The sequence below is a fragment of the Algibacter sp. 2305UL17-15 genome (assembly GCF_040720935.1).
In the GTDB taxonomy this organism is placed as follows: Bacteria; Bacteroidota; Bacteroidia; order Flavobacteriales; family Flavobacteriaceae; genus Jejuia.
In genome coordinates, this window is sequence record NZ_JBFDAE010000004.1 from 189,508 (window position 1) to 207,472 (window position 17,965).

Annotated in this window: 21 protein-coding genes; 10 read left to right on the forward strand and 11 right to left on the reverse strand. The window is 34.9% G+C overall.

Features of this window, described 5'->3' with window-relative positions; genetic code table 11:
- Positions 1-3 precede the first annotated feature (3 nt).
- Both ABXQ82_RS06005 and ABXQ82_RS06010 read right to left on the reverse strand, forming a co-directional pair.
- On the reverse strand, positions 4-354 hold the full coding sequence (locus tag ABXQ82_RS06005) for a hypothetical protein (RefSeq protein WP_367056366.1): 351 nt from the start codon (positions 352-354) through the stop codon (positions 4-6).
- Positions 351-1,493 carry a HAMP domain-containing sensor histidine kinase gene (locus ABXQ82_RS06010; protein ID WP_367056369.1) on the reverse strand — a complete coding sequence of 381 codons (1,143 nt, stop codon included), beginning with the start codon at positions 1,491-1,493 and terminating at the stop codon, positions 351-353. The genes ABXQ82_RS06005 and ABXQ82_RS06010 overlap by 4 nt, the downstream gene beginning before the upstream one ends.
- Positions 1,494-1,615: 122 nt before the next feature.
- On the opposite strand from ABXQ82_RS06010, the gene ABXQ82_RS06015 reads away from it, so the two are divergent.
- From ABXQ82_RS06015 to ABXQ82_RS06035, 5 genes are all read left to right on the forward strand, one after another.
- Positions 1,616-2,485, forward strand: a complete 870-nt coding sequence (locus tag ABXQ82_RS06015; RefSeq protein WP_367056372.1) for a flavin reductase family protein — start codon at positions 1,616-1,618, stop codon at positions 2,483-2,485.
- Positions 2,486-2,569: 84 nt separating this feature from the next.
- Positions 2,570-2,947: a DUF3127 domain-containing protein gene (locus ABXQ82_RS06020; RefSeq protein WP_367056375.1), complete on the forward strand. Its 378-nt coding sequence runs from the start codon at positions 2,570-2,572 to the stop codon at positions 2,945-2,947.
- 118 nt (positions 2,948-3,065) lie between these two features.
- Positions 3,066-3,695: a leucyl/phenylalanyl-tRNA--protein transferase gene (gene aat / locus ABXQ82_RS06025; RefSeq protein ID WP_367056377.1), complete on the forward strand. Its 630-nt coding sequence runs from the start codon at positions 3,066-3,068 to the stop codon at positions 3,693-3,695.
- Positions 3,696-3,863: 168 nt separating this feature from the next.
- The gene (locus ABXQ82_RS06030; RefSeq protein ID WP_367056380.1) at positions 3,864-4,766 is read left to right on the forward strand and encodes a hypothetical protein; all 903 of its coding nucleotides are present in this window, start codon (positions 3,864-3,866) and stop codon (positions 4,764-4,766) included.
- Complete coding sequence (locus tag ABXQ82_RS06035) at positions 4,753-5,025, forward strand: hypothetical protein (protein WP_367056383.1); 273 nt, start codon at positions 4,753-4,755, stop codon at positions 5,023-5,025. Before ABXQ82_RS06030 ends, ABXQ82_RS06035 begins: the two co-directional genes overlap by 14 nt.
- Positions 5,026-5,163: 138 nt before the next feature.
- Here the strand turns inward: ABXQ82_RS06035 and ABXQ82_RS06040 are convergent, their stop codons facing one another.
- The 3 genes from ABXQ82_RS06040 to ABXQ82_RS06050 are packed head-to-tail and all read right to left on the reverse strand — an operon-like array spanning position 5,164 to position 6,962.
- Complete coding sequence (locus ABXQ82_RS06040) at positions 5,164-5,844, reverse strand: DUF2490 domain-containing protein (protein ID WP_367056385.1); 681 nt, start codon at positions 5,842-5,844, stop codon at positions 5,164-5,166.
- Positions 5,831-6,409 carry a hypothetical protein gene (locus tag ABXQ82_RS06045; protein ID WP_367056388.1) on the reverse strand — a complete coding sequence of 193 codons (579 nt, stop codon included), beginning with the start codon at positions 6,407-6,409 and terminating at the stop codon, positions 5,831-5,833. The genes ABXQ82_RS06040 and ABXQ82_RS06045 overlap by 14 nt, the downstream gene beginning before the upstream one ends.
- Complete coding sequence (locus ABXQ82_RS06050; RefSeq protein ID WP_367056390.1) at positions 6,396-6,962, reverse strand: DNA-3-methyladenine glycosylase I; 567 nt, start codon at positions 6,960-6,962, stop codon at positions 6,396-6,398. The genes ABXQ82_RS06045 and ABXQ82_RS06050 overlap by 14 nt, the downstream gene beginning before the upstream one ends.
- Before the next feature lie 97 nt (positions 6,963-7,059).
- Between ABXQ82_RS06050 and ABXQ82_RS06055 the strand changes: the two genes are divergently transcribed.
- Positions 7,060-7,677 (forward strand): thioredoxin family protein, encoded by a 618-nt coding sequence (locus ABXQ82_RS06055; RefSeq protein ID WP_367056393.1) that lies wholly within the window; start codon positions 7,060-7,062, stop codon positions 7,675-7,677.
- Here ABXQ82_RS06055 and ABXQ82_RS06060 read toward each other — a convergent pair.
- The 6 genes from ABXQ82_RS06060 to ABXQ82_RS06085 all read right to left on the reverse strand — a co-directional run bounded on the left by ABXQ82_RS06060 (position 7,661) and on the right by ABXQ82_RS06085 (position 11,945).
- Positions 7,661-8,383, reverse strand: a complete 723-nt coding sequence (locus ABXQ82_RS06060; protein WP_367056395.1) for a hypothetical protein — start codon at positions 8,381-8,383, stop codon at positions 7,661-7,663. The genes ABXQ82_RS06055 and ABXQ82_RS06060 overlap by 17 nt on opposite strands.
- A 52-nt stretch (positions 8,384-8,435) precedes the next feature.
- Positions 8,436-9,149, reverse strand: a complete 714-nt coding sequence (truB, locus tag ABXQ82_RS06065; protein ID WP_367056398.1) for a tRNA pseudouridine(55) synthase TruB — start codon at positions 9,147-9,149, stop codon at positions 8,436-8,438.
- Position 9,150: 1 nt separating this feature from the next.
- Entirely contained in the window at positions 9,151-9,945 is a 795-nt protein-coding gene (locus ABXQ82_RS06070; RefSeq protein ID WP_367056401.1) for an undecaprenyl-diphosphate phosphatase, read from the reverse strand.
- 184 nt (positions 9,946-10,129) lie between these two features.
- On the reverse strand, positions 10,130-10,384 hold the full coding sequence (locus ABXQ82_RS06075; RefSeq protein WP_367056403.1) for a DUF3098 domain-containing protein: 255 nt from the start codon (positions 10,382-10,384) through the stop codon (positions 10,130-10,132).
- Between the two features lie 84 nt (positions 10,385-10,468).
- On the reverse strand, positions 10,469-11,053 hold the full coding sequence (locus tag ABXQ82_RS06080) for an outer membrane beta-barrel protein (protein ID WP_367056406.1): 585 nt from the start codon (positions 11,051-11,053) through the stop codon (positions 10,469-10,471).
- 13 nt (positions 11,054-11,066) lie between these two features.
- Positions 11,067-11,945 (reverse strand): permease-like cell division protein FtsX, encoded by an 879-nt coding sequence (locus ABXQ82_RS06085; protein WP_367056408.1) that lies wholly within the window; start codon positions 11,943-11,945, stop codon positions 11,067-11,069.
- Positions 11,946-12,146: 201 nt separating this feature from the next.
- Here ABXQ82_RS06085 and ABXQ82_RS06090 point away from each other — a divergent pair, with 201 nt between their 5' ends.
- The 4 genes from ABXQ82_RS06090 to mgtE all read left to right on the forward strand — a co-directional run bounded on the left by ABXQ82_RS06090 (position 12,147) and on the right by mgtE (position 17,886).
- Positions 12,147-15,143, forward strand: coding sequence for a class I tRNA ligase family protein (locus ABXQ82_RS06090; protein ID WP_367056411.1), 2,997 nt, complete (start codon positions 12,147-12,149; stop codon positions 15,141-15,143).
- Positions 15,144-15,467 (forward strand): DUF4286 family protein, encoded by a 324-nt coding sequence (locus ABXQ82_RS06095; protein WP_367056413.1) that lies wholly within the window; start codon positions 15,144-15,146, stop codon positions 15,465-15,467.
- Positions 15,468-15,559: 92 nt separating this feature from the next.
- Positions 15,560-16,336 (forward strand): 16S rRNA (adenine(1518)-N(6)/adenine(1519)-N(6))-dimethyltransferase RsmA, encoded by a 777-nt coding sequence (rsmA, locus tag ABXQ82_RS06100; protein ID WP_367056416.1) that lies wholly within the window; start codon positions 15,560-15,562, stop codon positions 16,334-16,336.
- Between the two features lie 176 nt (positions 16,337-16,512).
- The gene (gene mgtE / locus ABXQ82_RS06105) at positions 16,513-17,886 is read left to right on the forward strand and encodes a magnesium transporter (protein WP_367056418.1); all 1,374 of its coding nucleotides are present in this window, start codon (positions 16,513-16,515) and stop codon (positions 17,884-17,886) included.
- Positions 17,887-17,965: the final 79 nt, after the last annotated feature.

Below are 17,965 nucleotides of genomic sequence, written 5' to 3' on the forward strand. Positions count from 1 at the left end.
TCATTATAAAAATTGAGCACATAAAATTATTCCTGCGAAAATCAGAACGATTCCAGTAATAACCATACCCCAGAATAAATTTTTAAAAGCCCTTGATGTGGGTCTGGGTGTAAATGCTTTTCGTTGATACCTAAACATCCGTTCTATATCATCAGTCCAACGTTCAGGATAAATAATGCTATTACATGTATCACAATTTATCTCATAACTAATAGCATCAGTAATAGATTTATGAAATGAATTTTCCACGAATTTCTGCTTAAATACTAACTGTAAACCATTTTTACTAAAACATTCTGGACAGTTGTTTTTTAACGCAACTTTTTTTATTGGAATAAGCTTTTCCGTTTTCATTGATTCAAACGTTTTAAACTGATTTGGATTGTAGTACCTTTTCCAATGGTAGATTCCAAAACTTTAATTTTTCCGTCGTGGAAATCTTCAATAATACGTCTTGTAAGTGATAGACCCAATCCCCAACCTCTCTTTTTTGTAGTATAGCCAGGTTCAAATATTCTATTAAAATTTTTCTTTGAAATGCCTTTTCCCGTATCCGTAACAGTAATTTTTACATCATGTTCTGTTTGGGAAATTTCTAGCTTAAGTTTACCTCTACCTTTCATGGCATCTATGGCATTTTTTACGAGGTTTTCTATAGTCCAGCCATACAACTGTTTATTGATTTTTACCGGAATTTCCTCTTTTGGAGTAATAATGTCAAATTCAATTAAATTAGAGGAACGTCGTTTTAAATAATCGTAAGAGTTTAATGTTTCTGCAACAATATCGGCAGTTTCTAGTGTTGGTAAAGACCCTATTTTGCTAAAACGTTCTGTAATGGTTTGCAGCCTGTCAATATCTTTTTCAATTTCAACGATATAATCTGGATTTACATTTTCAGTTTTTAAAATCTCGGTCCAACCAATTAAAGAGGAAAGTGGTGTGCCAATTTGATGCGCCGTTTCTTTAGCCATTCCAGACCATAACTTGTTTTGTGACGCATTTTTATTACTCTTATAGAAAAAGAAAATAACGCCACTAAATAACAAGAGAATAAGTAGTAAAGCTAACGGATAATACTTTAGTTTATTAAGTAAAGGCGAGTTGCCATAATAGATAGTGCTAAATGGTTTAATTTCTATGGGTTCGTTTTCGCTCTTAAAACGCTCAATTAACTTATCAACATATTTAGGGTCGTCAAGTTTTTTGTCATCTAAATTATTATGACTGTAAATAGAACCGTCAGTATTAATAACAAGCATGGGCGTGGTGGTGTTGCTATTAAGTATTTTAAGGTTAAGATTTAAATTGGTGTTTGTGTCAGAATTTACAAATTCGTCTTGGGCAAAGGACCAAATTTCCATTTTGATACGTTCTTCTTCCTTAAAATTCTGAAAAAACACATATGTATTCCATAAAATGAGGGATACGATAACGAAGGAAACAGCAATCATTACCCAACGAAATGTATTCGAGTATTTAGTAAAAATCATTTACAAAAATTAATTAAACAGTAATATAATGCAAATCTGTTAATATTATTGTCCAAGTTGTTAGTAAATCGGTTTTTAGATGAATACTATAATAGTTACTTTTGTTGAAATTGAAAAATTAGATGGCGTCTTTTGATCCAAAATCATTATCTACCAGTAAATTACATGGTTATTTGTTGAGTGCTATTGCACCGAGACCTATAGCTTTTGCGAGTACTTTAGATAAAGATGGGAATCCGAATTTATCACCATTTAGCTTTTTTAATGTGTTTAGTGCAAATCCTCCAATTTTAATTTTTTCGCCTGCACGCAGAGGACGGGATAATTCAACGAAGCATACATTGCACAATGTTGAAGCGACAATGGAAGTGGTAATTAATGTTGTGAATTTTGATTTGGTACATCAAATGTCGTTAACAAGTGCAGAATTTGCCGAAGATGTTAATGAATTTGAAAAAGCAGGTTTAACGATGTTGAAATCGGATGCCGTAAAACCTTTTCGAGTTGCTGAATCGCCTGTACAATTTGAATGTAAAGTGAATGAAATTGTTAGATTGGGAACTGAAGGCGGTGCTGGAAATTTAGTAATTTGTGAGGTGGTTAAGTTTCATATAGATGATGAGTTTTTAAATGAAGACGAAACTATTAACCAAAAGAAATTGGATTTAGTAGCCAGGGCAGGAGGAGATGTTTACAGTAGGGCAAATAAAGGGTTTTTTGAAATACCAAAGCCAACGTTAAAATTAGGTATAGGTGTAGATAGTTTTCCCGATTATGTTAAGAACAGTATGATTTTAACAGGGAATGACTTGGGAATGTTGGCAAATGTTGAAGCCTTACCAACACAGGAAGATGTTGCTATATTTGTTAAAGACTCAGGATCAAGATATCCGAAGATTAAGGAAGCGTCGCACAGAGAAAAACATACGTTGGCACGCAAGTATTTAAGTTTTGGCGATGTGCAAAGTGCTTGGAAAATATTATTAAGCTAAAAAATCAATAAAGAGTGTCATTCCTACGAAGACAGGAATCTAAATAATACTATTAAAATTAATATAGATTAAATAAATAATTAAATGGAAGTTCAAGGAAGAATTAAAATGATTGGTGAAACCCAAACGTTTGGGAGTAACGGGTTTAGAAAAAGAGAAGTTGTAGTAACCACAGAAGAGCAATACCCACAACATATAATGGTGGAATTTGTGCAAGATAAAACAGACTTGTTAAACAATCACCAAGTAGGGCAACAAGTAAAAATTAGCATTAATTTACGCGGTAGGGAATGGGTTAATCCACAAGGGGAGACTAAATATTTCAACTCTATCCAAGGTTGGCGCATAGAAGCATTACAACAAGAAGCTGCTGGAGCAAACATCCCACCAGTACCTCCTGCTGATGCTTTTGAGCCTGCAGGCGATTTAAACAAAGAAGATCACGACGATTTGCCGTTTTAGGATAATTTAATGTCGTGCTGAGCGCAGTCGAAGCATTTTATAATCAAACCTCAATGTTTTAAAAGACATTGAGGTTTCTTATTTTTATAAAAAATTGTAAGTCCTAAATTAATTTGTTGTGAAATTCTTAACCAAAGACTTAGCGTTTCCAGACGTAACAGAAGCTAATGAAGACGGTATTCTAGCCATTGGTGGCGATTTGTCTGTTGCCCGCTTATTATTGGCTTACAAGTCTGGAATATTTCCATGGTTTGAAACAGATGAACCTATTCTCTGGTGGAGTCCGGATCCTCGATTTGTGCTATTTCCAGAGAAATTGAAAATCTCTAAAAGTATGCGGCAAGTACTTCGGAATAAGGATTATAAAGTTACTGTCAATAAGGCCTTTAATGAAGTCATCACAGCATGTGCACTTGCAAAACGCAATGGACAAATGGGCACATGGATTACTAAAAATATGATTAAAGCTTATACTGAATTACATGAGTTAGGTTATGCGAAATCTGTTGAAGTTTGGGATAACGATACATTAATCGGTGGTCTTTACGGTATCGATTTGGGGAATGGTATTTTTTCTGGAGAAAGTATGTTTTCAAAAGAAAGTAACGCCAGTAAAGTGGCATTTATTAGTTTTATTCAGCATACAGATTATAAGTTGATAGATTGCCAAGTGCATACGAATCATTTGGAAAGCTTGGGTGCTGAGGCTATTTCTAGGGATGAGTTTTTGAGGTATTTGAAGGGGTAGGGAACTTGGTTTTGTATAAAATTGCAGCTAACTTCGTTTAATGTCGGCTATAAATCATTAAAATGGATTTCGTATCCGTAAGAAACATTAGCAAACACTAAAGAAAAAATCGTATATTTATTTAATATTTTTCAAAACCAAACATAAAGAAATATTTGAAGAAAAAATATGGAGATAAACTCTAAACAATTATTAAAAGTATTATTAAAAGCATTTACTTCTGCTTTTAAATGGAATATAGGAAAATGGTTTATTTCAGTTGGACTCGGAATTTTAACAAGTGTTATTATTCCTTTTGGTAAAGAAGTTTGGAAATGGGATTATATTACTGCAATAAAATATTCTGCTTATGCTTTTGGAGCATTTTATTTATTTAGATTTATTGCTATTGCGATAAAAGAGTCTATTAAATATTTTCATTCTATTTATAAAGAATCAGTTTATGGAGATGCTATCATACTTTTAAAGCAAAGTTTTGCAGAAGCACATTATTATAGAAAAACGCCTGAATTCCAAGATGAGGATTTTATGAGGTCAATGATGGTATTTTGTAATAATTTGAAAATCATTTACGATAAAATAACCAAATCAAATTGCTCTGTATCGATTAAAGTGCCTATTAAAGATGCTAAAGTAAGTGAACATACAGTATTAAAAAACTTGACAAGAAATACAGAGAATTCTGCAAGAGACACTAAAAAATATCAAGAAACTCAACATACGATAATTGGTAATTCAGCGTTCTCAAATTGTCTGGATAGAGTTTTGAAAAATAACCCAGAAAAGTTTTACATCAATAACGATGTGAATAACGAAAAGAATTACAGAAATACAAGTAAAGAGTGTTATGATAATCAGGAATTACCTTATCATAGTGAACTAGTGCATCCAATAATACCACTTAAATCAAAGGACAACATTAACTACGATTGTCATGGTTTTATTTGTGTTGACTCTGATAAACCCAATTCATTTGAAAGCAAGTATTTACCAGCTATTTTGGAAGGAGTAGCAGATGGTATTTATGATATTATAGAACAACTAAATTCAGAAACTAATGGCAGTAACTAAAATTCAACCTCGTTTTGAAATTAAAGAACAAACAGAAGAATCTGTTGTTTATCAAAGAGTTATAAGTTTGAAAGGGAGAAAACCCAAAGAAGTTGAGAAAATAGTTAATGAATTACCAACAGCAACTATTCATACTATTACAATGGAGGAATATGAGAAGTTAAAGAGTATTGAAGCTAGATTGGTAAATGAGTTTGAAAATAAAGAAAGAACAACTTTGAATTTCAAACGTGCTTTTTTCTCTTTCTTTGAATTGTAAAAAACGATTTGACGACACCAATATAAAATTAATTATAAATTCGTCTAAAATTTTGGGTGCATTCTACTTTCTATTTGGCTAAATTTAATACTTAAATAGTAAGACAGTTTTTAGACAACGTCAAACCAACCCCCTCCACTAAATCCTCAAAACCGCCGAAGTCAAAACAAACAAATAATGTTTAGCAGTTAAATTAAAAGCTTCTAACCGATGTTCTAAACCTGTTTGTAATTTTAAAGCTTCGGTTATTTGCCAACCTATTTGTGATGAAATTCTAATATCTGTTTCTGGAAGGTCTGGTTTACTCAAACTTAATAGTCCTTCCACAGCATTGACCAAATAAGCTTCTCCAATATCCAGTTTTTCGCCATTTAATGGAAAATCTACCGCAAACCGATAACGTTGTCTGAAAATTGTTTTATTATCTAAAATACGCTGTTCTGCCCTAAAACGATGTCCGTACCGCACGCCTAATTTTTGTTTGGTAAAGTTGAATTGTTGTGTAAAACGCGTTTCGTCACTTCCAGTTTCAAACCAATCTCTGTTGCGGTAATAGACTCCAAAACTTAATTTATGGTTGTAATTCAGTTTAAAAGTAGAAAAATGATATACATCTACCTGCTGTTGTTGGTATTGTAAACCATCGTCATTATACAACACATACCGGCTTCTAAAAGCAAAATTCATGCTATATTCTTTGGATACTTTATGGTTTAAAGAGACTGAAGATTCCCCTAAAGACTCAAAATTACTTTGCGCAGATACAGTAGTATAAGCAACGAAAAGTAGCCCAAAACAGAGTTTTTTAATATAATGCATGCTCGTACGAAGATGAGGTTACTATTCTGGAGGTTTTAAATATGCCGTTTTTATCGAAAATAAATTCTCGTAATTCATGTTTTTGTTTGGTTTTAATTTCGGCTATAATTTCAAAATGGGTATGTTTATCGTTGGGGTTATCTACGATATGCTGTATAAATTGCTTGTCCGACTTTTTCGTATAATTCACATATTGTTTCTGAATCTTTAAAAATCGGGACTTTCTAAAATTGGTGTCAAAGTATTTTAATATTTCTTTTAGAGTATTTTTTGGGATGTACTTTTTTTTGATTACGATTTCAATATCCTCAAGCTTTCCAAGTGTGTCAAATTCAACACTATAATACAGTTTTTTAATTTTGAATTTAGCTTCAAAACTAAGTTTGTCGCCATCGGTTTCTTTATAAAATTTCAAATATTTTACATCATGGGAAATGGTGTTAAAATAGCTCTGGGCAATTTCTGGAAATTCAGAAATAGGAATACGTTCTTCTTTCTCGTTTTTGGATTGAGAACTACATAACGACGTAAAGCATAGAAAAATTAGAATGTTAAACTTCTTCATATCTAAAACAATTTACCTCATGATCGTTTACCATTCCAGTAGCTTGCATATGTGCATAAACAACGGTAGAACCTACAAACTTAAAGCCACGCCTTTTTAAATCTTTGCTAATAGTATCGCTTAAAGGCGTGTTTGCAGGGGCTTTTTTATAATCGGTTAATACATTTTTAATAGGCTTGCCATCCACAAATCCCCAAATATAATCGCTAAAACTTCCAAATTCATCTTGAATTTTTATAAAGGCTTGTGCATTGGTAACCGTAGCTTTAACTTTTAGTTTATTCCTAATGATTCCTGCATCTTGCAATAAACTATCCATTTTATCCTGTTGGTAATTCGCGATTTTTTTATAGTTGAAATTATCAAAAGCTTTTCGGAAATTTTCGCGCTTTCTCAAAACTGTAATCCAACTTAGTCCTGCTTGAAAGGTTTCTAAAATCAAAAATTCGAACAATTTGTCGTCATCATAGATAGGGACACCCCATTCTTCGTCATGGTACGCTTCATATAGTGCATCGCCTTCACACCAACCACATCTGTGTTTTGCATTCATATAATATTGTAAGGTTTAAATTAAAAGTATGACAAAAATCATCTTAAATAAAAAATCAAGATACTAAATTAGTGCCAATCAATTAAAATATGCCTTTATGAGCCCCATAATACAATCTAGTTTAGAAAAAAGTATGTCTTACGCTGCCTATCGTGAGCTGCTAAAACGATTGGTAGCAACTAATTCTACTACTGGTCTTGAAAAAACGGAAGCTTTGATTAACTATACAATGCTTAATGACAGGCGAATGAAACGTTGGGATAAAACGGTAAAAGTCCCAGAGGAAGCACAACATAAAATTTCTGAATTCAATCATAAAATGACGTGGTTAGTTATTTCAGAGAGTTGGTGCGGTGATGCGGCACACGTATTGCCAGTGCTAAATAAAATAGCGGAGTTAAATGACAACGTAAATTACCGAGTGGTACTTCGAGATGAAAATCCTGAATTAATGGATGCTTTTTTAACGAATGGAAACAGAGCGATTCCTAAGTTAATTATAATTGATAATGATACAGGTGAAGTAATGACTACTTATGGGCCAAGACCAAGTGAAGCTACAGGCTATGTTAAAAGATTTAAGGCTAAGAACAACATGCTTACTGCAGGTTTTAAAGAAGATTTACAGCATTGGTACAACAAAAATAAAGGTGTAAATGTGATTGATGATATTACTGAAATTTTAGGTAAATTACAATCTAGGGTTTACCAATAAAGTTAAAAGTGATAGATCCAATTTGCCTTTCCTTGGAAGCGTCTTTATTGAATTTGGCATCTTCGGCATATTGAAGCGCATGCTCCACCAAACATTCATTTGAGGATGTTGACGACGTGTTTACATAAGCATCAATCACATCTCCGTTTGAATTTACAGTAATATTAATCACTATTTTCCCGCCATTTTCGCATAGATAAACAGGTGTAGGTAAATAGTAATGTGAGCGGTTTACTAAAGAGTAAGACATGGTGCTTCTCGTATTAGAACCTTCCCCCTTTTGTTTTTTCAACAAATCATTTACTTTACTAAAAGAAGATAGATCTTTGTTTTTTAACTTTGCGGGATTGGAATTTTTGTATTTTGATTTATAATTTTCTAAAGCATCAGAATTATTAACATCACTAGATCTTGGGACATAATCTTCTGGTGGCGCAATAGTTTTATAAGCCTGGGCAAAATGTTTGTTGTTTTTGGTTTCGTTAAAGGCCTTGTTGGTTTCGGCTTTAGCGTTATTTTGATTTTCCAGAGCTTCCTGAATTTTCATTTCTTCTTCGGTCGGCTCTTTTTCAGGCTCGATTTCATAATAGCTTTCTGCCATGTTTTCGGTGTGTCTTTTTAAGCTGAGATTAAAAATAGACATGACAACCGTTCCAGTAATAAGAAAGGTTAATAATAGGGCTTTATGTTGATTTGTTAGGTTCAAATCTCTGATTTAGCAATGCTTTTGTGCTGAAATATACGTAAAAATAAAGTGTTTAGCCTTTTAGGCTTTCTATGAAGGCTGCAATAGACGTGCCATTCTCGACTTTAAAGTCACCAATTTTGGTACGTCTAAGTGCTGATAGGTGCGCACCTGAGTTCATCGCTTTCCCAAAATCATTAGCCAAAGAGCGGATGTAAGTACCTTTACCGCAAACCACCCTAAAGTCTATATTTATTGCGCTTGTACTGAGCGCAGTCGAAGTATCAATTTTTGTGATTTCAAATTCTGAAATAGAAACTGTTCTTGATTTTATGTCCACAGATTCACCTGCACGAGCATATTCATACAAGCGTTTTCCGTCTTTTTTTATTGCAGAAAAAACAGGAGGAAATTGTTGAATTTCGCCAATAAACTGTTTCGTAGTGTCATGGATTAAATCTTCGGTAATATGTTCGGTTGGAAAGGTTTTGTTGATTTCAGTTTCCAAATCAAAAGAAGGTGTGGTGCTTCCTAAAACAATAGTACCAGTATATTCTTTTGTTTGTCCTTGAAATGTGTCGATCTGCTTGGTCATTTTTCCTGTGCAAATTACCAATAAACCTGTGGCAAGAGGATCTAGCGTGCCAGCATGACCCACTTTTATTTTTTTAATGTTGAAGGCTTGTCGTATTTCCCAACGCAGTTTGTTGACCACTTGAAAGGACGTCCAATTCAAAGGTTTATCAATCAATAAAACCTGACCAGAAAGATAATCTTCAGCAGTCATATTAATTAGCTAAAGCAAAAACTATGGCAATAAGACCAACAATAACACAGTAGATGGCGAAGTAAGATAGTTTACTTTTTTTAACCAAAGCAATCATCCAGGTACAAGCAAATAAGCCAGCAACAAAAGCTGCAACAAAGCCAATGGATAGTGCGGTAAAATTTTGACTTTCAGCAGAAATATCACCACTCAAAACATCTTTTGCAATTTTTCCAAAGATTAAAGGCACTACCATTAAAAATGAAAAACGTGCGGCTTTAGTCTTGTCATTTCCTAATAAAACAGAAGTGGAAATTGTTGCCCCAGAGCGCGAAATCCCTGGAAGCATCGCAACGGCCTGCGAAATACCGATAACAAATGCATTGCTAAAAGTTACTTTTTTATTGGTGTCTTTGGCTTTATCTGCCAAAAATAAAAGAATGGCTGTTACAATGAGCATGCAGCCAACCAATAAAATATTCCCACCAAAAAGGGCTTCCAATTGTTCTTCAAAAAACAAACCGACAATAACGGCAGGAATCATTGAAAGTGCAATTTTTGAAATAAACTGTAAATCGTCATTCCACTTAAATTTCAAAGCACCTTTTATAAGGTCTAAAATGTCTTTTCTAAAAACGACAATAGTACTTAATGCAGTAGCAAAATGAAGCACTACTGTAAACAATAAACTTTCTTCAGGAACAGAATTATCACCCAAAATAGCTTTTCCCAATTCTAAATGCCCACTAGAAGAAACAGGTAGAAACTCTGTAAGTCCTTGAACAATACCTAATATAATTGCGTCTATAATTTCCATGGCGCAAAAATATTAAAATAGTGCAATAAATACCTTTTTATCGTTTAAACTTTAAAAATAGGAGTTCTATTTTAAATGAATGAAGATTATTATTGTGCTGTCACTCCTCTCGTACCGAAGTTTCAGGAGCAGGAATCCATAGGGATATTAAAAACTAGATTCCTGCTTTCGCAGGAATAAAAAACTACTTCTTATCGGGATTCAACAAAATAGCATAAATCTGGATACCAAAACCAATCAACACTAAAGTTGGCGCCAATCGAATACGTCTCCAATGAAAAATTTCAGGATTAAAAACATTTGGGTCATCGCTACCACCACCAGACATCAAGATAAAACCCAATGCAATAAATCCTAAACCAATAAACATGAATTTGTAATTCTTTTTACCAAATACAAAAACAGGTTTTGTAGCTTCTTTTCGTTTTTTTTCTCCCATCACTAATTTCAATATTAATGCAAATTAACTGATTTATTTTAACCCAATGTGTTAATGGTTTTTTAATTTATGTTCTTTCATCATTTATAACCGATAACCCAATCCTATTTTGAAGAGGTTAATGTTGGTGTTATACTTTATATCGGGAGCATCTTCATCAACACCAATTTTTACGAAATCATACTGGGCTTGAACGAATAACTTCTTGCTAATATCATAAGCTAACCCCAAATTAAAATTGATGCCACTTTCTGTTTCACTTGAACTAACAGAAGCATTGTTTCCCATATTAAAACTAGTTATATCGGATACATTGGCACTTAAAAAAGTATAACCTAAACCAATTGAAGGATGTAAACTCGTTAAAGATTTTATATTTAATTCAGCAAAAATTTTAGGTTGAATTAAGTAAGTGGTAACATCAAAGGGTTGCACACGATCATCTTTCGAGTTTTTGTATATGCCTGCATTTAATGATGCACCAATATTTAATAACCTCAGATTAGAGAAAGAATATTTAAGTCCAGCATCTACTATGCCATTATTATTTCTTCCAATTAGATTATCGTCAATTGGAAGTGGATAATTTAATTCTAAACTGAATTTTGAATTTTGAGAAAATGAGATGAATGTGAAAAATAATAATACAATCAATAAAATCTGTTTCATATTAAATAAATGGTTAATAATACAGCTCATCCGTCTTCAAATTCAAAAAGCGTTGTGTTGCAAAATGTGTGCTTATCCAAGTAATGACGATACCTAAAGCAAAAATCACTACAAATAAAGCTATCATTAAAATTGGGTTTGCCAATAACTCCAATTCAGGGAATGTTTTGTTGACATAATACAGCACAATCGCCATTCCTATTAATGCTAAAACAGCACCAAGAACACCCAAGCGCACACTTTTCCAAACAAACGGGCGACGAATAAAACGCTTTGTAGCCCCAACCATTTGCATGGTTTTAATGGTAAAGCGTTTAGAATATACCGCTAATCTCAACGAACTATTGATCAATAAAACCGCAATTAAAGTGAACAACCCACTAATCACCAACACCCAAAAACTGATTTTTTTAACATTGTCGTTCATCAGGTTTACCAAGTCATTGTCATAAGTAACTTCTTCGACAAACTTTTTATTTAAAGCTTCCGCTGAAATTTTTTCTAAATGTTCGGAGGTTACAAAATCTGCTTTTAAATGCACATCGATAGAATTTTGCAACGGATTATAGCCCACAAAATCCATAAAATCTTCGCCATTTTCGGCTTTCATAAACTCTGCTGCTTGTTCTTTAGACACGTATTCGGTCGATTTTACGTAATCTGCCATTGCTAAACTTTTTTCAAGTTGTTTGCGTTCTACTTCTTTAGCCGAATCTTTCAGGTAAATTGTGACAACAACCTGTTCCTTAAAATGATCGGAAACTTTTTTGGCGTTTACAACCAACATGCCCAGTAAGCCCAATAAAAACAGTACAAGCGCAATGCTTATCACTACCGAAATATATGAAGAAACAAGCCTGCGTTTTTGGTGTTTCTCAAAAGATGAACTCATAAACTAATGGATTAATGGTGTAAAAATAATAAAGAATAGTGTTTCGTTTGGTATAACAACGTTTAAACTTTCAATAGTGTTATAATAAGTTTAAATTTGCGTTTTTTAAAATGGCTCGCAAAGACGCGAAGACGCAAAGTTTTTCTGAATTAATGAGGTAAGACTTTGCGCCTCTGCGCCTTTGCGAGAAAAAAGAAGTTTATGAAATACGATTTCAGGAGAATAGAAAAAGATTGGCAAAAATATTGGGCAGACAATCAAACGTTTAAAGCCGAAAACAAAAGCGATAAACCAAAGTATTACGTGTTGGATATGTTCCCTTACCCGAGTGGTGCGGGGTTACACGTTGGACATCCATTAGGCTATATTGCTTCAGATATTTATGCACGTTACAAACGTCATCAAGGGTTCAATGTGTTGCATCCCCAAGGGTATGATTCTTTTGGATTGCCTGCGGAACAATATGCGATTCAAACAGGGCAACACCCAGCAATTACTACTGCCGAAAATATTAAAACCTATCGTCGTCAATTGGATCAAATAGGATTTTCATTCGATTGGTCTCGTGAGGTGAGAACTTCAGATCCGAGTTATTACAAATGGACACAATGGATTTTTATTCAATTGTTCAATTCATGGTATAATAATGAAAGTGATAAAGCTGAAGATATTTCAACATTAGAGACTATTTTTTCTTTGGAAGGAAATGCAACTGTAAATGCCGTTTGTGATGATACTATAGAACCGTTTTCTGCTGAAGAATGGAATAGTTTTGATTCGAAAAAACAACAACAAATATTATTACAATATAGATTAACCTATTTAGCCGAAACCGAAGTCAACTGGTGCCCTGCTTTAGGAACGGTTTTAGCAAATGATGAAATTGTAAACGGAGTTTCAGAACGTGGCGGACATCCCGTAATTAGAAAAAAAATGACCCAATGGAGCATGCGTATTTCTGCCTATGCAGAACGTTTGTTGAAAGGATTGGACAAAATAGATTGGACAGATGCCTTAAAGGAAAGTCAGCGTAACTGGATTGGAAAATCGGTTGGTGCAAGCGTGTCGTTTAACGTCATTGCGAGTGAAACGAAGCAATCTCATCAAATAGAAGTCTTTACAACAAGACCCGACACAATTTTCGGCGTTAGTTTTATGACTTTGGCACCAGAGCATGATTTGGTGCAACAAATAACAACGCCTGAGCAAAAGGAAGCTGTTGACGCTTACATTGAAGCTACTGCAAAACGTAGTGAGCGCGATAGAATGGCTGATGTAAAAACCATTTCTGGAGTGTTTACTGGGGCTTACGCGATTCATCCGTTTACAGAAAAGTTAATTCCGATTTGGATTGGCGATTATGTTTTGGCTGGTTATGGTACTGGAGCAGTCATGTCTGTACCATGTGGCGATGAGCGCGATTATGCCTTTGCAAAACATTTCAATATCCCAATCCCTAATATTTTCGATGGTGTTGATATTTCAGAAGAAGCGTTTTCAGATAAAGCAAAAACCGTTATTGGTAATAGTGATTTCCTAAACGGAATGAACTATAAAAAAGCGACCAAACGTGCTATTTACGAATTGGAAAAAATAGGACAAGGCGAAGGTAAAACCAATTACCGTTTGCGTGATGCGGTGTTTAGTCGTCAGCGTTATTGGGGCGAACCATTTCCAGTATATTATGATGAGAGCGGGATGCCTCAAATGATAGACAAACAATTTTTACCCATAGAATTGCCAGAAGTTGAAAAATATTTACCAACCGAAACAGGTGAGCCACCATTAGGCAATGCCAAGAAATGGCATTGGTTGCAGTACGGCGATAAAGCAGAAATAGTTTCTAAAGAGGAGTTTGAGAATTCCTCCCCCGTGGGGAGGTTAGGAGGGGCTCTAGAATTGAACACCATGCCTGGGTGGGCAGGAAGTTCGTGGTACTTTAACCGCTATATGGATCCTGACAACCCAAATGAAATCGCTTCAAAAGAAGCAATGGATTATTGGAAAGATGTCGATTTATACATTGGCGGCAGCGAACACGCCACAGGACATTTATTATACTCTCGTTTTTGGCAAAAATTCTTGTTTGATAAAGGCGTTGTGCCAGTTGACGAGTATGCTAAAAAGTTGATTAACCAAGGGATGATTTTGGGGACTAGTGCTTTTGTACACAATTTTTTTGGGTCTAGAAGGTATCCGAAATTATTTATTTCGGAATCCTACTATAAAATGTATAAAGATGATCCTAATTTAGTTCATACGAAACTTGAGACTATGCATAAAGGAAGTAATCGAGCTTATGAGCCCTATATTGATTACGATATGGATATAGCATTGATGCATGCGGATGTTTCCTTAGTTAATTCATCTGATGAACTAGATGTAGAGGGATTTAAAAGATGGAGGCCAGAGTATAAGGACGCAATTTTTATTGGTGAAAAAGGAGAAATTATTGAAAATGGAAAAGGTGTTTATAAAGTAAGTAGAGACGTAGAAAAAATGTCCAAATCAAAATACAACGTCGTCAACCCAGACGACATTGTTTCAGATTATGGCGCAGACAGCTTACGTCTCTACGAAATGTTTTTAGGGCCATTAGAGCAATACAAACCATGGAATACCGCAGGTATCACAGGAGTTCACAATTTCCTAAAAAAATTGTGGAAACTATACCACCAAGGAGAAAACGGCAGTTTTTACGTTGACTCTTCCCCTTTGGGGAAGTCGGATGGGGATAGGGAGGCTCTTAAAACACTTCATAAAACCATTAAAAAGGTTCAAGAAGATATCGAGAATTTCTCTTTTAATACTTCGGTATCAACCTTTATGATTGCTGCCAATGAGTTAACCGCTCAAAAATGTACTTCAAAAGAAATTTTAGAACCCTTATTGATTTTATTATCGCCATATGCACCACATATTGCTGAAGAATTATGGAGCAAATTAGGACATAGCGGTTCAATTTCAACAGCACCTTTCCCAAAATTCGACGCCAATCATTTGGTAGAAAGCAGTAAAAATTACCCAATTTCATTTAATGGTAAAATGCGTTTCACAATGGAATTACCATTAGATTTGAGTAAAGACGACATTGAAAAAGCGGTTCTGGCAAACGAAAAAACACAAGAACAGTTAGCAGGACGTACCCCTAAAAAGGTCATTGTAGTGCCTGGAAAAATTGTAAACATCGTAGGATAAATGTATATATACAACGTCACCGTAAATATTGAAGCGTCCATTCACGACGAATGGCTAACCTGGATAAAAGAACATATTCCACAAGTTTTAGCGACAGGAAAGTTTGAAAAAGCAACCCTTACGAAAGTTTTGGTAGAAGAAGATATGGGAGCTGTTACCTATTCTATTCAGTACAGGTCGTATTCCAGAGAAGCATTAGATGCCTATTATAAAGAAGATGCCGATACATTAAGAACTGAAGGCTTAAAAAAGTTTGCCGATAAAATGTTGTCTTTTAGAACAGAGCTTCAAATTATTGATGAATATACCGTGAATTTTAAGTAATTAGTGGAGACCCTTCAGGTTTTAAAAACCTGAAGGGTCTGAAAACAAACAAAGCTCTGCGCCTTGGCGACTTTGCGCGATAAAGAAAAACCATGTCAGTAAACCCAAAAAAATTCTTAGGTCAGCATTTTTTAAAAGATGAAAGTATCGCTGAAAAAATAGCGGACTCTCTTTCCTTAGAAGGCTACACCAATGTTTTGGAAATCGGTCCAGGCATGGGCGTACTTACCAAGTATTTGCTCAAAAAAAAAGCCACTACCTACGTTATAGAAATTGACAGGGAATCGGTAGCATATCTACAAGCCAATTACCTCAATTTAGCACCCAGAATCATAGAAAAGGACTTCTTGAAATTCGATTTAAACGAAGTATTTAAAGGAGAGCCTTTGGCAATCATCGGAAACTTCCCCTATAATATTTCTTCACAAATCCTATTCAAAACTTTAGAGTTACGTGATCAAATTCCAGAATTTTCAGGGATGTTTCAAAAAGAAGTAGCCCAACGTATCTGTTCCAAAGAAGGCAATAAAGTATATGGCATTTTATCGGTATTAACGCAAGCATTTTACAATGCAGAGTATTTATTTACCGTGCCGCCCACAGTCTTTAATCCGCCGCCAAGAGTAGATTCAGGCGTGTTACGACTTACCCGAAAAAAAGATTTTAGATTAGCTTGCGACGAAAAATTATTCTTCAAAGTCGTAAAAGCAGCCTTTCAGCAACGCCGAAAAACCATGCGTAATAGTTTAAAAACATTCGATTTATCTGATAATTTAAAAGCAAATGTTATCTTTGGCAGGCGTCCGGAACAATTGCAAGTTCAAGAGTTTGTAGAACTGACGCAATTGATAGAAAACGACCGAAAATAATAGAAGAACGATGTCAGGTCGAGCAATTTTAATTTGAGGATAATCAAATTAAAATTGTATCGAGACTTAGTTGCTAGAGAAAATAAACAATAAGTTCTCGATACATCGCGCTTAGGCGTGACACTCGAACTGACATACATATATTTTCATAGAAACGCCTTTTAACAATCAAGTTGATGGAAGAGGAAAAAGAAAACATACAATTTGAGCTAACGGATGCACTTTTAGAGCAAGTAGAGTTGCTTATTGAAGAACAAAACGATAAGGAACTTAAAAAACTACTAGACGAGTTTCACTATGCCGATATTGCCGAAATTTTAGATGAACTCAATCTAGAACAGGCAATCTATGTCATAAAATTGTTAGATTCTGAAACCACTTCAGACATCCTAATGGAACTCGATGAGGACAATCGAGAAAAGGTCTTAAAAAATCTTTCTGCCAAGGAAATTGCCGAAGAAGTTGAGGAGTTGGATACCGATGATGCGGCAGATATTATTGCAGAATTATCAGAAGAACGTCAACAAGCCGTAATAGACCAAATTGAAGACGAAGAGCACAAAGCCGAAATTACAGAGCTTTTAACCTATGATGAAGATACCGCAGGTGGACTCATGGCAAAAGAGTTGGTAAAGGTTTATGAAACTTGGACGGTTGCCGGTTGCATGCGCAGAATCCGTGGACAAGCCAAAGAAGTAACGCGTGTACATTCCATTTACGTCGTCAATAAGGAAGAAAAGTTGATTGGTCGCCTGTCCTTGAAAGATTTAATTGTTGCTAAAAGTGAGCAAAAAATATCAGATCTAGTAAAGGTTAATGTGGATTCCGTTAATGTAAATGATGATGTAGAAGCTGTGGCAAAAGTTATGGCAAAATACGATTTAGAGGCGATTCCGGTAGTTGATGAAAACCAAATACTTTTAGGCAGAATTACCATTGATGATATTGTAGATGTTCTAAAAGAAGAAGCCGATAAAGATTATCAAATGGCTGCAGGTTTAACAGGTGATGTGGAAGCGGATGATACAATTTTAGAACTCACGCGTGCACGTTTACCATGGCTGTTTTTAGGTTTAGTTGGTGGTATAGGTGCGTTTTTAATCATGGAAGGTTTCGAAGGGCTTTTTACAGGAAAAGCAGTCGTTTTATTCTTTTTTACACCGTTAATTGCAGCTATGGCGGGTAATGTAGGCGTACAATCTAGTGCTATTATCGTGCAAGGTTTGGCAAACGATGATGTCCGTGGAAGCGTCAATAGCCGATTGATAAAAGAAATGCTGCTCGCAGCCCTCAATGGTTTTATATTGGCCCTATTTCTGTTTTTGTTCGTGTGGGCTTTCAAAGGCGAAATCATAACCGCATTAGCCATTTCGGTATCGCTCGTTGCAGTCATAATTGTTGCGGGACTTATCGGTACGTTTGTGCCATTATTTTTAAACAAACGTGGTATTGATCCAGCCATCGCCACAGGGCCATTCATCACTACAAGTAATGATATTTTAGGAATTCTGCTTTATTTCTGGATTGCTAAGATGATTTTAGGGATTTAGCATTTTATTCTTGGAATTTACCATTTAGTTTATTTGGGCGTTACCACAAGGGTCGGGCTTTCCACTATATCTTTCTGCG

Coding starts and splice junctions, on each gene's coding strand:
- ABXQ82_RS06005 (WP_367056366.1), bottom strand. CDS start 354: ATGAAAACGGAAAAGCTTATTCCAATAAAAAAAGTTGCGTTAAAAAAC.
- ABXQ82_RS06010 (WP_367056369.1), bottom strand. CDS start 1,493: ATGATTTTTACTAAATACTCGAATACATTTCGTTGGGTAATGATTGCT.
- ABXQ82_RS06015 (WP_367056372.1), top strand. CDS start 1,616: ATGGCGTCTTTTGATCCAAAATCATTATCTACCAGTAAATTACATGGT.
- ABXQ82_RS06020 (WP_367056375.1), top strand. CDS start 2,570: ATGGAAGTTCAAGGAAGAATTAAAATGATTGGTGAAACCCAAACGTTT.
- ABXQ82_RS06030 (WP_367056380.1), top strand. CDS start 3,864: ATGGAGATAAACTCTAAACAATTATTAAAAGTATTATTAAAAGCATTT.
- ABXQ82_RS06035 (WP_367056383.1), top strand. CDS start 4,753: ATGGCAGTAACTAAAATTCAACCTCGTTTTGAAATTAAAGAACAAACA.
- ABXQ82_RS06040 (WP_367056385.1), bottom strand. CDS start 5,844: ATGCATTATATTAAAAAACTCTGTTTTGGGCTACTTTTCGTTGCTTAT.
- ABXQ82_RS06045 (WP_367056388.1), bottom strand. CDS start 6,409: ATGAAGAAGTTTAACATTCTAATTTTTCTATGCTTTACGTCGTTATGT.
- ABXQ82_RS06050 (WP_367056390.1), bottom strand. CDS start 6,962: ATGAATGCAAAACACAGATGTGGTTGGTGTGAAGGCGATGCACTATAT.
- ABXQ82_RS06055 (WP_367056393.1), top strand. CDS start 7,060: ATGAGCCCCATAATACAATCTAGTTTAGAAAAAAGTATGTCTTACGCT.
- truB (WP_367056398.1), bottom strand. CDS start 9,149: ATGACTGCTGAAGATTATCTTTCTGGTCAGGTTTTATTGATTGATAAA.
- ABXQ82_RS06070 (WP_367056401.1), bottom strand. CDS start 9,945: ATGGAAATTATAGACGCAATTATATTAGGTATTGTTCAAGGACTTACA.
- ABXQ82_RS06075 (WP_367056403.1), bottom strand. CDS start 10,384: ATGGGAGAAAAAAAACGAAAAGAAGCTACAAAACCTGTTTTTGTATTT.
- ABXQ82_RS06080 (WP_367056406.1), bottom strand. CDS start 11,053: ATGAAACAGATTTTATTGATTGTATTATTATTTTTCACATTCATCTCA.
- ABXQ82_RS06085 (WP_367056408.1), bottom strand. CDS start 11,945: ATGAGTTCATCTTTTGAGAAACACCAAAAACGCAGGCTTGTTTCTTCA.
- ABXQ82_RS06090 (WP_367056411.1), top strand. CDS start 12,147: ATGAAATACGATTTCAGGAGAATAGAAAAAGATTGGCAAAAATATTGG.
- ABXQ82_RS06095 (WP_367056413.1), top strand. CDS start 15,144: ATGTATATATACAACGTCACCGTAAATATTGAAGCGTCCATTCACGAC.
- rsmA (WP_367056416.1), top strand. CDS start 15,560: ATGTCAGTAAACCCAAAAAAATTCTTAGGTCAGCATTTTTTAAAAGAT.
- mgtE (WP_367056418.1), top strand. CDS start 16,513: ATGGAAGAGGAAAAAGAAAACATACAATTTGAGCTAACGGATGCACTT.